Source organism: Adonisia turfae CCMR0081 (assembly GCF_011009555.1).
GTDB classification, from domain to species: Bacteria; Cyanobacteriota; Cyanobacteriia; order Phormidesmidales; family Phormidesmidaceae; genus Leptothoe; species Leptothoe turfae.
In genome coordinates, this window is record NZ_QXHD01000003.1 from 173,986 (window position 1) to 188,800 (window position 14,815).

Annotated in this window: 10 protein-coding genes; all 10 read left to right on the forward strand. The window is 35.4% G+C overall.

The features are described from left to right. Positions 1-754: glycosyltransferase (locus tag DXZ20_RS01585; protein ID WP_163696566.1), on the forward strand; the 754-nt coding region annotated here is incomplete at its 5' end. A gap of 1,171 nt (positions 755-1,925) precedes the next feature. Then, positions 1,926-3,050 carry a glycosyltransferase family 4 protein gene (locus DXZ20_RS01590; protein ID WP_163695978.1) on the forward strand — a complete coding sequence of 375 codons (1,125 nt, stop codon included), beginning with the start codon at positions 1,926-1,928 and terminating at the stop codon, positions 3,048-3,050. Positions 3,051-3,409: 359 nt separating this feature from the next. Further along, positions 3,410-5,620 carry a GumC family protein gene (locus tag DXZ20_RS01595; RefSeq protein WP_163695980.1) on the forward strand — a complete coding sequence of 737 codons (2,211 nt, stop codon included), beginning with the start codon at positions 3,410-3,412 and terminating at the stop codon, positions 5,618-5,620. Between the two features lie 161 nt (positions 5,621-5,781). After that, positions 5,782-6,711 (forward strand): glycosyltransferase family 2 protein, encoded by a 930-nt coding sequence (locus DXZ20_RS01600; protein ID WP_163695984.1) that lies wholly within the window; start codon positions 5,782-5,784, stop codon positions 6,709-6,711. Between the two features lie 9 nt (positions 6,712-6,720). Further along, entirely contained in the window at positions 6,721-8,136 is a 1,416-nt protein-coding gene (locus DXZ20_RS01605; RefSeq protein ID WP_250565553.1) for an O-antigen ligase family protein, read from the forward strand. A gap of 222 nt (positions 8,137-8,358) precedes the next feature. Beyond that, positions 8,359-9,207 (forward strand): alpha-1,2-fucosyltransferase, encoded by an 849-nt coding sequence (locus DXZ20_RS01610; protein ID WP_163695985.1) that lies wholly within the window; start codon positions 8,359-8,361, stop codon positions 9,205-9,207. Between the two features lie 419 nt (positions 9,208-9,626). After that, entirely contained in the window at positions 9,627-10,718 is a 1,092-nt protein-coding gene (locus DXZ20_RS01615; protein ID WP_163695987.1) for a glycosyltransferase, read from the forward strand. Between the two features lie 106 nt (positions 10,719-10,824). Then, a complete protein-coding gene (locus DXZ20_RS01620; RefSeq protein ID WP_163695989.1) occupies positions 10,825-12,156 on the forward strand; it encodes a flippase in 1,332 nt (443 codons plus the stop codon). Between the two features lie 253 nt (positions 12,157-12,409). After that, a complete protein-coding gene (locus tag DXZ20_RS01625) occupies positions 12,410-13,459 on the forward strand; it encodes a glycosyltransferase family A protein (protein WP_163695992.1) in 1,050 nt (349 codons plus the stop codon). 113 nt (positions 13,460-13,572) lie between these two features. After that, positions 13,573-14,778, forward strand: coding sequence for a glycosyltransferase family 61 protein (locus DXZ20_RS01630; RefSeq protein ID WP_163695994.1), 1,206 nt, complete (start codon positions 13,573-13,575; stop codon positions 14,776-14,778). Positions 14,779-14,815: the final 37 nt, after the last annotated feature.

A 14,815-nucleotide genomic window follows, 5' to 3' on the forward strand; every position in this document is an offset into this window, starting at 1 on the left:
CAATGAATTTCGCCGCAAGGTGTTGCAGCTACCGCCCAAACCTAAAGGTATGGACCTGTTGCACCGGGCGGATGGCAGTCCGATTCCCGTGCTCCATGGCTATAGCCAATATGTTGTTCCCCGACCAACCGACTGGCCAGATTCTGTCCATGTTAATGGCTATTGGTTCTTGGATCAACACGATAGCTGGCAGCCACCAGATGACTTAAAAGCATTTCTGGAGGCGGGGGCACCACCCATCTATATTGGCTTTGGCAGTATCTCTGGCAGTCAGCCCCAGCGACTGGCTAAAGTTGTTATTGACGCATTACAGACCACCCATCAACGGGGTATTCTGGCCACGGGCTGGGGTGGCCTGCAAACGGGCGACTTACCTAAAACAGTTTTTCAGCTAGATCAAGCCCCCCACGACTGGTTGTTTCCAAAAGTGTCAGCTGTCATCCACCATGGTGGTGCGGGTACAACTGCCGCAGGGTTGCGAGCCGGACGTCCCACGCTGATTTGTCCTTTCTTTGGCGATCAGCCATTTTGGGGCAAACAAATTTATACCCTGGGTGTGGGGCCAAAGCCGATTCCGCAAAAACAGCTGACCACCAGCCAGCTGGCTGAGGCCATGCATGATCTGGTTGCTAACCAAACCATGCGACGTAATGCTGAGACATTGGGTGAGAAAATTCGGGCTGAGGAGGGTGTGGAAAATGCGATCGCTGTATTAACCAACACCTTAGATATCCAATCATCAGCACCGAAATAAAACAGGTAGATAGCTCCAGTCAAAAAAATCAAGGATGTTAATGCAACCTGTGAAATCAACCAGCGTTTTCCCTGGATAAAAATTTTGGCGTTGGCAAGTTTGGGGATGAATTAGTCAGAAATGGGTACCTCTCCAAACTTGAGATAATGAATCAATAGACGATTTGAGTTTGTGTACAATGCTAAAAAAAGAGGGAAAGCCTTACTGGGCAGTCTATTGAAGACATTACTCAGTTAGCTCTCCAAAATACTGACTGCGGCTTTTTCTTTTGCATGAAACTTTTCTGGGCTCCATACAACATAATGCAACACTCTTGAAAATCCCAATTCTGACCTTTGAAGCTGTACTAGAGTGTATTTCTATAGGTATTTCGTTCAGCTGAGGTTAATGGAAGGTTAAGTCAAGCTTAACAGGACTTTAAAAATCAAGGTTGCTTTAAGAGATTTATATAAAGTTACTAGCTCACATTCTGTCTGGCAGTATTACATTCGTATACTTGCTACAAGACATAAAGGTACGCATCCTCCTTTTATTTCAATTAAGCTTGAAGAATACTCAAGCATCACATTTTTTGCACAGAGTCATCTGTAAAATATACAACAGACGATTGACAGAATCGTTTGTGTTGCGGCACTCACATACGGTCTACATTCATAAGAGACATTACAAAACAGACATACAACATGACTCAATCTTTTAATAGCCAATAGATTTTTCGTTGCGAAAAATAATGGTAACTGCTGAGTCCGTAGAAAAATCAGTCAAAGTCTTACATAGAGATCTTTGCAACTATTTTTCTACAGGAGAAGATTCTCATTTAAACACAAAAATGGATCTCTTATTGCGAAAGATAGTTTTCTATTCATGCTAGTAAGAACAATATGTACCATTTAAGTGTTTTTGAAATCTTGTCAGTTAAATCCAGAGTCTGAGTAGTTACCTTTGGACACATAGAACAATAATGAAATACTCACCATATTCTCGTGTCTCATGGGTTGAGTACTTTCTAGTGCTCTTTACTCTTTCATGCTTACTGATAACCTTCAATCGCTTGATGTCGGTCTAGTTTCCTATTGATTTTAGTATTGTTGCACTGGTCGGCATCCTGCTATTAATTTACTTCTACCTCCAACAGCTTTCTTTGTAAACGTCTTTTTACATACGAGAAAACATGAATATTTTAATAGCTGGCCCTAGTTTAGAAGAACAGGGAGGAATGGGTTCGGTTCAGCAACATATTATTAAAGGCATATCTCCTTACGCTAATTTAAAGCATGTTGTCACCTGGGATGGTTCTTCAGGCAAACCATCTCTGTGGGCTACAATTATGATCTTTTCAAAATCTGTCCTTATATTTCTAAGAGAACTACTCAAAACAAAGGTTGATTTGGTTCATCTTCACGTTTCTGAAAGAGGAAGTGTTGCACGTCATTTGATCCTCATGACCATAGCTCTCGTTTTTCAAAAACCTGTGCTACTACATACGCATGGTAGCGAGTTTCATTTGTTTTATAATCGGTTGCCTTTGCTGGCAAAATCACTGGTTGATTGGGGGGTTCAAAGGAGTTTTCTCATCAGTTTATCTGACAGCTGGGAATCTTGGTATATAGAACACTGTAGCCTAGATCCTGAAAAAAGTTTCGTTCTCAAAAATCCTGTCAATTTTCCAGTTGAGATTCCACAACGAACAAACGCAGATAGAGTGAAAATCGTATTCCTGGGAAAGATAAATCAACGTAAGGGAGTTTTTGATCTATTACATGCCTTTAGTCAATTGCAACCGCAATTACAAGCACAAGCACGCTTGATTTTTGCAGGTTCAGGTGACAATGAGGAGCTTCTAGAATTAGCCCGTAGTCTCGATATCTACAGTCATATGAATTTACTGGGTTGGATCAATACAGTTCAACGAGACCAGCTGTTAGCTGATGCTAGTATTTTTCTACTCCCATCTTATAATGAGGGGCTTCCCATGGCTTTGTTAGAAGCCATGGCCTTTGGTGTACCTCCAGTGACTACATCTGTTGGCGGAATTCCTGAAGTTGTCATTAGTGGTGTCAATGGCATCATAGTGAATCCAGGAGATATTAAAAATCTTACAGAGGCAATAGCAACTTTAATTAGTCAAGCAGATCTTCGAAAGAAAATGGGCTATCAGGCTCGAGAATCCGTGCGGTCCTTGAGTACAGAGAACTACGTTAAGTCTTTACTTGAAATCTACTGCAAGATTACAAATTTAGAAATCGTTCCTGAGCAATATAAATCAATCGTAGAAAATAAAGCTGTCAATATCTAAGAAAAAACATAAAATATGAACAAAATCATATAATGATAGTCTAATAGACTACAGATAAACACCAGAGATTAAAGCAATGAAAATCACAGTTTGTGCTCTTTCTTTAAAGCACTCGGATAGCTTAAAAATAGATAAAGTAAGCTTAAAGATCTGGTAAATAGGATTTTCTAATTAACTATCACTATGATGAATTTTCCACATTTTTCCATCAACTATATAACTAGATAGCTACTTAATAGTAGCTCTATAACCCTTAGGTCCTAAGGTGGAATTTATTGGATTTTGTCTGTTTGGCTAAATTACTAATTATTTAATCAAACAGAAAGTATGATTTATTTTTATATATTAACTGACTTACCATGGAATCAAAAATGCATCCTGAAGATATAGATTTTCAAAAATATTTTCGAATTTTAAGGCAGTATTGGTTGCCTGGTGTTTTGATCTGGAATATTCCAATTATATTATCAATTATTACACTAATTAATAGCGAAGATATCTATCAAGCTTCTGGCAAACTATTGCTTAAAAAGAGAGATCCAACACCTAATTTAGTCTCTGCTGAAAATACTACTGAGCTGGGAACTCTAGAATCTCTTTCTAATACAACGACTCCACTAGATACCGAAAAAGAGATTCTACTCTCGAATCCTATTATTGAAAAAACCATTCAAGTATCCAATCTAAATGATGTAGATGGCCAACCACTGACTTATGAAGATTTTATAGAAAATTTAAGTGTAAAGAATGAGCCTGGCACAGATGTTTTAAGAATCCGCTATCAAAGTACTGATCCTCAAGAAGCAAAGTCTGTTGTCGATACTCTTATGAAAAACTATGTTGACAATAATATAAAAGCTAATCGAGCAGGGGCCGCTGCTGCTCGAGATTTTATCAATCAACAACTCCCTAGAGCTGAGGCTGAACTCCTTGAGGCTGAAAACGCCGTCCGTCGCTTTAAAGAAGAAAATATTCTACTTAATCCTAATGCAGAGTCTACAGAAGTTATCAGTCAGACTAGCAGTTTAAATAATAGGGTGAACACTATCAAGGCAGAGCTTATTAGGATAACAGGTCAAATTTCAGCACTTCAAAGTGCCGTTGATCTTGATATAAATGAAGCACTAACTTTAAATATTTTAAATCAGGAGAATAGTGGAGTTCAGAAAGTACTTTCTGAACTCCAGCTGGTTGAAGACCGGTTGATTATCCAACGTGCTGAGTTCACCGATAAAAGCCCTATTGTTATCGATTTGGAAAATAGGAGATTAGCGCTGGAGACTCAGTTAGAAAATCGCATATTCGAGGTCATAGGGCGCTCAGAGGAGGTATCTAGCCAAATTCTCCAAGCAGGTGATTTGCAAAAAGAATTATCAGCCGATTTAATTAGATCAGAGATTAATCGTCAGGGTTTACTTGATGAATTAGCATTTCTAGAGGAGCAATTAGAGTTTCTAAATCTACGGACTAGAGAAATTCCAAGATTAGAACAACAGTATACAGAATTAGTTCGACGATTAGACAATGCTCAGATAGCTTACAACACTCTAGCCACAAGCCTTCAAAGAACTAGAATTATCGAAAGTCAGAACATTGGTAATGCAGAAATTATCAGCCCAGCTGTAATATCCCTTAACCCAGTTTCCAGTGGAAGCAAAACAATAGTCATCATTGGTTTTCTTATCGGTGGGTTCCTCTATATAATTACAGTTTTTGTCTGTCATCTTCTAGATCCAAGGCTGAGAACTGGGAAAGAACTCAGCCAGCTTTTAAATTACCCATTGTTAGGCGAAATACCATTCGGTTCAGGAGGGGTATATCCTTATAACTTAGATATTAATTCAAGTATAGATGTGGCAGAAATTTTAGAAATATCACTGACATCTTATTTAGACCCAATATCTGTAGAAGCTTACCGAGGGCTTAGAGACAAAATAAGAGATTTAATAGAGGATAGTTCTCTCAAAACTTTTACAGTTATAAGTTTCTTAAATGGTGAGGGAAAATCTACTATTGCAGCAAACTTAGCTGCCGCAATTTCGGAACTTGGAAAACGAGTTTTATTAATTGATAGTAATTCTCACAATCCTTCCCAAAATAAAATTTGGGAAAAATCTTCTTCTGAAGGGCTAGAAAACTTTCTTTTAGGACATATCACATGGGAAAACGTAAAACAAAAGATAAACTCAAATCTAGATATTCTTCTAGCGGGTCATTCTAGTCTTGATACCTCTCTATTAATCGGTTCTGAGCGAATGAATCAATTGATTCAGCATCTTAAGAAAGAATATGATCTAATTATTATTGATACTCCTTCACTCAATCAATATCCTGAATCCTTGTCTTTAAGTCGTATGACAGATGGAATATTGTTAGTATCAAGATTAGGAATGATTAATAGCTCGCAAGCAGTCACTGCAAGAAATATGCTCAAGAAGATAAATAAAAATATTTTGGGATTAGTAGTTAATTGTGGAAGAAATTTAGATTATAAAAAGCATTCTAAGATAGTAGATAAACAACATCAAAAACCTAGTCAAAATAAACATAAAATTTACAACTTGAGTTAACTACACAGCTATTTGGCTTTGCAGAAAGATTCACTGACAAACAGGAAGTGTGAGGCGAAATCTTTTCTAGACTAACGCTATTACTTGATTAAAAATATAGCGTTAGTCATCGTTATATATTCGACTACTATTGTAGATATTTAGTTCTTTAATTCCTCATAATGAATAGACCTCTAGTTAGTATTCTCATTAACAATTATAACTATGGACACTTTTTACAAGATGCTATCCAAAGTGTTTTAAACCAAACATATAAAAATATTGAAATCATTATTGTAGATGATGGTTCTACTGATAATTCTAGAGATATCATCAAAAAATATGATGAGAACGTAATTTCCATACTTAAAGATAATGCAGGTCAAGCTTCAGCATTCAACATAGGTTTCTCAAAGAGTAAAGGAGAAATTATATTATTTTTAGATTCAGATGATATCTTTTTGCCTGGTAAAGTTGAAAAGATAATTCAAATATTTGAAGATAATCATAATATCGGCTGGTGTTTTCACGCACTTGAATTTACAGATAAAGATCTAGTAGTTCTCAAAGACAAAAAAACTTATGCCCTCTTTAATGAGAATAATAAATCTGGCGTATATGACCTTAGAAATCATATTAATCGGGGCAAGGTAGGATGCAAAATCCCCTTAAATGGAACAGCCACATCTGGCCTCTGTTTTAAGAGATCTTTACTAACTAATATTCTTCCAATGCCAGAAGAAATTAGAATTACCAGTGATGACTATATAAAATGTGCAGCTTTTGTTTCGACACCAGGTTATTTTCTTTTAGAAAAAATTGCTCTACAACGAATACATGGAAACAACTTATATACACTTAGAGAAGATGAACAAAAACAATTTACTAAGAATAAGATTGAAATTTTAACAGCCTATTGGCTAAGAAAAAACTTTCCACTGACCCGTAAGTATGCCAATAAGATATTTGGGATCTCCATCAATAAACATAAGTATTTGGGCGAGCGAGATAGCTCTTTAAGGGAAAGAATCGGTGATTATAGATCCACACTAAATATTCTCGAAAATTTAGATCTTTGCGTGAGATCTTTCTATTATCACCTCAAGCGATAGGGTAATGTAATGAGATATCTTTTGATTAATTCATGGCAACAGTTTCTTGCCAGTATTATGTTGATTTGGTTTCGAGTATCACGACTTATTATTTCGCTTTCATCTATTAAAATAATAAAGAGAGCTTTTGAGCTTAGAGAGTACATTTTTTCAGGGTTTTCAATAATATTTTTTACAAATTTACTTCGACTGAATAGTCTATTTCGAAGCTCGGAAGGAGAGTTAGGATCTTCAAGCTATGGCTCAAATTTTTTGGCACCTATTAATTCTCTTATACAGCACACTATATTTCTTATTGTAATTATATTAGTTGTTAGTCATTGGCAAGAGATAACTCGTGTATTTGTGAGGAGCATATTTCTTTGGGGACTAATCATATTAATACTTTGCTCATTTTTATGGTCGCCCTTACCAGATATAACTCAACGTAGCTCTTTAGCTCTCTTTCAGACCTATTTATTCGGAGTTTACTTTGCGTCAAGATTTACATTAGAGGAACAATTACGAATTTTATTTTTTTCATTAAGTATCACAGGTATTTCCAGTCTCCTATTTAGCTTGGCTTTCCCTAGAAATGCCATAGAAGCCGGAGTCCATGCTGGTGCCTGGCGTGGTCCCTTTGAGCAGAAAAATCTTTTTGCTCGATTAATGGTCCTTGGTTCAACAGTTTGTCTAGCTATCACTCCAAAAAATAATAAGGAACGCTATATAATTTTGGGTGCTTTAGCGCTTTTCATAGTGTCAGTAATCCTGACAGCATCTAAAACTGCATTAGGGTTAGTTATTCTTTTAATAGTCTTGAAGCAATTCTATAAAGTTTGTTGGTGGAAGGGGACAAAAGCCATCCCTTTTTTACTAACGCTTTTTTTGATTACAGCCTGCTTCATACTGTTCATAGTAGGAAATTATGAAAGTCTAATCACATCTGCAGGACGCGACCCAACTTTATCAGGAAGGACAATCATTTGGTCGGCCCTGATAGATAAGATTCAGGAACGGCCCTGGTTAGGCTACGGCTATATGGGCTTTTGGTCAGGGTTGGATGGAGAGTCAGCCTACATTGCTAAAGCATATGGCACTACCTATGTCCCTCCCCACTCACATAACGGTTTTTTTGAATTGATTCTGGCATTTGGCCTATGGGGCGTTCTATTATTTGGGTTTAGCTTATTGAGTATTACAAGACGTGCCATTATCTCAGCACGCTTAAATCAGACATCGGAAGGGCTTTGGCCATTATTATATGTGTCATTTATTCTCTTTTATAACCAAACTGAAAGTACTTTAATAGAACATAACTCAATCTTTTGGGTCATTTATGTTGGGCTTGCTTTTTCAAGATTCATTTCACATAACGATACATTTAATCAATTAGGAAATCAAAAGAATCAAACATTAGTACATGAATTTACTGAATTATCTTAGCCAACTTGTATACATATATTAGTTATTCTTTCATCATATTGAGGCAGTATTAGTATGTCACAAATGATATTCAGTTCCTCTTTCAGGATAGCAAATAAAATCATTAAATCCTATGTAGCTATAAAGCAGTAAAATTGCAATAGGCTCTCTAGAAAATTGACTGTTTTATAACTAGATAAAAAGCTTATATCCTATCTTTTTAAAGACATAGAAATACACAAAATGGTTAGAATTATTTTAAGTGGTGGCATTGGCAATCAACTTTTTCAATACTCAGCAGCACGTGCTTTATCTTTAGAAAATAATGCTGATTTAATTATCGATAAACCAACTGCAAAAAGCATTAAAAATTGGAGAGGCTATGCACTATCGTACTTTCAAGTAGATGCGAAACAGTCTGAATTATTGACATCAATATTTCGAAAATTGATGTTAAATAAAAACTTTTATCTATGGATTAATGAATCTGTTTTTTTTGAGAAGAATAAATTTTCTTTTTATGATGATTTTTTTAAACTCCCAAAAAATACAACATTATTTGGTTATTTCCAAAATGAGAAGTACTTTAAAGGTCATGAACATCAAATTCGACGTGACTTAAAGTTTTCGAATTTAAAGCTAGATAATAAGAGCATTAGAGTGTGCGATCTTATTAATAACTCTAATTCTGTTTCTGTTCATGTGAGAAGAGGTGACTATGTAAACAGTAGCATTTTTGATGTATGTACTCCCACCTATTATAAAAAAGCTATTGATCTATTTAGAAAAAATTTAAATAATCCTAAGTTTTACTTTTTCTCAGATGATATCAAATGGTGCAGAGACGTTTTTTCTGATAGTGATTATAGCTTTTGTGATTTAGAGCAAGCTAGGAAAAATCCTTTAGTTGACTTATATCTCATGAGTCAGTGTAAACATAACATTATTGCCAATAGTACTTTTTCATGGTGGGGTGCATGGTTAAACTCTTACTCATCAAAAAGTGTTGCTGCTCCATATATGTGGTTTAAAAAGCCAAATGATCCTGTCAATGACATTATCTGTAAAGACTGGCTCAAAATCAAATGGTAGAAACTATTTTTGCCCATACTTTTAGCCATACATATACGTAGATGAATTCATTTTTTGTAAGATATTAACAAGCTTTTTAAGCTCTCAGTATTTATCCCAAACTGCCGAAAATGGGTCTTGTGTCTAGTCTCCTCTAATTTTGGGGAACTGAAGGGGCCTCAATATCTAATAGTTAATCGGAAATACTTTCTTATTTTTTTGGAGTTAACTCATTTTTTTGCAGAGTTCTTTTTGAGATATATATTTCTAAAGAATTTAAAATAGAAAGCATATTAATACAATCAAATAAAGTATCTATAAGATGATAATCACCACTATATTTTTCTCCTATTTTAATTTAGAAAAATATTTTAAAAAACCTATCTTTATTTTTTTAATTTAAGTTAGTTGCTGTGTATATTTACTTTGTAGAAATTGTAATGAATAAGTTAGCTATATTTCTATCTTCTCTGGATGGTGGTGGTGCAGAGCGTGTCATGCTCAATTTAGCTTATGGGTTTGCTATAAAAGGCATTCATGTAGATTTATTGCTTGTCAAAGCAGAGGGGCCTTACCTTGCTCAAATACCATCCAATATCAATTTGATAAACTTCAATAAATCGAAGCTTTTTCAGAGCTTACCAACTTTAATTCGATATATTCGTAAAGAGTCTCCGACAGCTTTAATATCTGCACTGGAAGACACAAACTTTATTATGCTGTGGGCTTGTCGCCTAGCAGGAAGTAGGACGCAGTCAGTTGTCACAGTTCATAATCAGTTATCTATTGAAGCCAAACATGCAACCCAACTGAAACGTAAACTAACACCTACTTTGGTAAGTTATTTTTATCCATGGGCTGACAAGGTAGTTGCTGTTTCAAAAGGAGTTGCCGCTGATCTAATGCAGATTGGTGTTCCTAAGGAGAAAATAGACGTTATCTATAACCCTATTTTAACTGATGACTTAACAACTAAGTTACAAGAATCAGTCGAACATCCTTGGTTAAAACCAGGAGAGCCACCTGTCATTCTTGCAGTTGGTCGATTGACTGAGCAAAAAGATTATCCATCTTTGCTAAGAGCTTTTGCTCGTGCCCGACAATTACAAAAAATAAAATTGATTATCTTAGGGGAGGGAGAAGATAGAGTTGCCTTAGAAGCCCTAGCACATACACTCAACATTGCTGATGATATTGACTTTCCAGGATTTGTTTCTAACCCTTATGCTTACATGGCAAAAGCAACAGCCTTAATTCTTACGTCTGCTTGGGAAGGGTTTGGCAACGTTTTAGTAGAAGCAATGGCAGCGGGGACATCTGTGATCGCTACCAATTGTAAAAGTGGTCCTGCAGAAATACTTGCTCATGGTGAGTATGGAAGTCTTGTTCAAGTTGCTGATATAGAGGGAATTGCATCAGCTATCACAAACGTTATTCATTCTCCTTCCGAATCTCTTAAACTCAAAAAGCGTGCATCCGATTTTTCTTTAAAAGCAGCACTAGAAAAGTACCAAAAGGTGTTATCTCTTTGATAATTCGAAACTTACAAGAGAGGATTAGTAAAATCTAGGATTTTAAGATTAGTTATTAGTTATGCAAAAGCAATGAAAAATACGACTCTACAGGTAATAAAAGTTTATGTTAGATAAACTAGCCAAGATTCTTTCGGGTAAGCTTAAAAGTGACCAACGAAAAATTTTAATCAATATTGGTTGGCTAACATTTGAAAAAGTATTCCGGATGAGTATCGGGTTTATAACCCTATCTTGGACAGCTAGATTTTTAGGCGTTGAACAGTTTGGCGCTTTCAATTTTGCCCTTGCTTTTGTGGGCTTATTTACTCCTCTCTCAAAACTTGCTTCAGATCAAATTGTTTTTCGCGATCTTGTTACTGATCCTGGAAATAAAGAAAAGATACTAGGGACAGCTGCTACAATCAAGTTTATCTCTAGCGTAGCGATTTTCTGCATTGCAACATTTTCAATTCTATTTCTTAAACATGATGAGCCTCTGATTTGCAAATTAGTCATCATAATTTCAGGGGCATCCCTTGTTAGTGGATTTAATGTTATCGAGACTTGGTTTCAATCTCAAGTTGAGGTTAAGTATACAATTTGGGCAAAGAACTGCATATTCATCCTGATTACAATACTACGAATTACACTACTCCAAGCAGAAGCACCTGTTGAATTCTTTGCATGGTTGGTGGTTGCTGAAAGCTTATTCAATATAATTGGCTTTATTTTTGTCTTTCAAGTGGTAGGACATAATATTTTTGCATGGCAATATGATTTTACTATTGGTAAAGAGTTATTGCGCATTAGCTTCCCTCTAGCATTTTCAACACTAGCAATTGTGGTTTATATGAAAATTGATCAAGTCATGCTTGGTCAGCTTTCAGATCAGAAATCTGTTGGCATCTATTCGGCAGCTGTGCGACTCTCAGAACTTTGGCCCTTTGCTTCAACAATGATTGTACGTTCTCTAGCACCATCGATTATTTCCGCGAAAAAAACAAGTGAGACAGATTACTACAGAAAACTTCAAAATCTTTCTAACTTGCAAGCCTTGTTAGTTTATTGCATTGCAATTCCTATGACCTTTTTAGCTACCCCCCTCGTAGTTTTGGTGTTCGGCCAGGAATATAGTGCTGCAGGTCTTGTTCTGTCCATTCATATTTGGTCATCTATGTTTCTTTTTTTGGGTTATGTCAAGGAAATTTGGATTACTACAGAAGAACTGACTTGGTTTGCTTTTAGTTTTACAGTATTTGGTGCAATAGCAAACATAGCTCTCAATGCTTTATTAATTCCCATGTATCAAGAAGTAGGAGCTGCTCTAGCAACAGTCATCTCTTACGGGTTAGCAGATTACGTTATATGTTTTGTTTATCCTTCTGCACGCCGATTTGGATGGATAATGACACAAGCCATGACTTTAGGGTTAATCAAATTTGACTCTCGAGTATAAACAATTCAAGGTTCTACTCTACTAAACGGGAACAATATTTGAGTTTTTTTGTCTTAAGCAAATAACAACAGCTATATACAAGAAGAAGAAGAAGAAGAAGAAGAAGAAGAAGCTATGACTGATCAACAAAAAAGCAATAGTGAGAAAGCCGGATTTCATTTGCTTCCCTTTTTTATTTACCTCAGTAATTAGAAGTTATCCAAAGTAATCTCTACAAAATTGAATTATTAATGTAACTCTTGGAGTAGCGGACATGAAGTTGAATATTAGTATTGGAATCCTAGCCTATAATGAGGCTAATTTAATTAATGAGACTCTGCAATCATTGTCTAATCAATCTATATTTAAAGATTCAGAACTAGATTGGGATATCGAAGTTATTGTTGTTCCAAATGGATGCACTGATAATACCCAAGAAGTTGCACAGACGGCATTGGAAAAACTTATACTCAGCGAAACTATTAAAAAACAATTTTCTTGGAAAATTTGTGAACTTAGTTTAGCAGGCAAAGCACGGGCCTGGAATGCCTACGTCCATGAATTTTCTAATTCTGTGGCTAATTATCTGATTTTGATGGATGCTGATATCAAATTTATTGAAGAAACAGCTCTCCGAAATTTGATATTGGCCCTAGAGACCAATTTTGATGCGCATATCTCCACAGATAAACCTGTAAAAGATGTGCTCTTAAAATCAAATAGAAACTTGATTGAGCATTTATCAGCTTTAGCTTCAGGAGTATCTGGAGCTGCAGATGATGAAGTCTGGATCTGTGGTCAACTTTACTGTGCTCGTGCACCTATGCTTCGCCGTATCACAATACCTTTAGGTGTTGAAATGGATGATGGTTATCTTTGGGAGATGATTGTTACTGATATGTTAACAACTTCTAGGAACTTCAAACGCGTTGTCCGTGCTAAAGATGCTTCGCATATTTTTCAAGCATATACAGACTTAAAAAAGTTGTTAAGTCATGAGAAATGGTTAATTATTTCTGACACAGTTAATTCGTTCGTCTTTGATTACTTAAAGTCAAGCAATTTTATTGGCGAAGAACTGAGCTTAAAAATACAAAGAAATAATGAGTTTAATCCAGATTGGGTAGAAGATTTAGTACAAGCAAGAATATCGTCAATGGGTAGATGGGTGATCCCAAATTGGTTTCTATATAGACGATTTAAAAGTTTAAATAACCATAGCTTTTTCAAGCTTATTTGGATGTTTCCCATTGCTTTTATGGCTTTTATTATGGATATATATATATCTACACTAGCCAACTCAGCCTTGCATCGAAAAGCGTGACTTTAGCTCGATAATAAGAGGTAAAGTTAAGCCTAAATACTTCATTCTATTTTATTTAATAAAGTGCCTATATCAAAGTCAGTTAACAACTTATATTCTAGTTAAATAGATATATGAAAATTTTAATCGTAAGACTAAAAATCATACTCTCAAGAATCAAAATTCTATACTTCAAATTTCTGATTTTTATATTTGGCTTACTTTGGAGAAAAGCCTTAGATAGAAATCAAAGCATCGATATTCTTAAAGAGGGTATTATATATAAAAAAGATAATAAACAGATCAACATAGCCGATATAAAATCTACTGATGGTTCAAAGCTACTGAGCTTAGATGATTTCAAAGAGCCTCATAATGTTGATAAAAACAATATATATTTTGAACCTAGCTATGTTTGGAAAATAACAGAAAATAGCACCATTAAGAACCTTAGTCTAACTAGTTCAGGAATCGCAATTCTAAATCAAAAACTACTCCTTGATTTAGATTATGGAAATGTTTCTGGATATAAGGAACTGCCATGGAAATTTAATACAGTTGAATACCCAATGGTTGTAGCGCCTTGGTCACATCCCACATCATTTAGCTATTTTGGTTTTGTTGGATTAATACTTAGTAAATTATGCCGAATAGAGCATGCTTTAGGGAAAGACATATGGAAAGATTCTAGACTTTGCTACCCATTGTATAATACTCAGTATGAGCGAGAGTATTTAAGTTACCTGAACATTCCAGAAAGTTCAATAATTGATACAAGAAATAAGAATTTTCAAATAAAAACCAAAACTCTGATACTTGCAAATAATCAATCTAAGATAAATAGAATTAGTCCACATGATATTAGCTTGCTACGTCAAAAATTTCTCCCACAGATTCCTGTCAATAGTCCAGGTAGGCGACTATTTCTACCTAGACGAGGAAAACGAATTATTGCAAATGAGTTAGAGGTCCGGGATTTACTTGAGAATATTTTTGAATTCGAAACTGTGGAAGATAAGAATCGCAGTATTGAAGAGCAAATTATCCTATACCAAGAAGCATCAATAATTGTAGCCCCCCATGGTGCTGGCTTAACTAATCTAATTTGGTGTAATCCCGGCACACAGGTTGTTGAATTATTTTATGGAGGTTATAGAAAGGCTGGTTTCTATTACCTGAGTCAGGTTTTAGGCCTCAACTACTCTTGTGTGATAGATGATAATTTTAATATTGAAAACTTTGTCAATCAATATCATGATATGCAAGTTGACTTGCACATTCTTAGAAGTACCTTAGACAAGGTTTTAACCACTAAGAATTCAAGAATAGAGAGTCCTTAAACTTAAAGACTCTCTAAGTTTTTCTCTGATAGTTTGT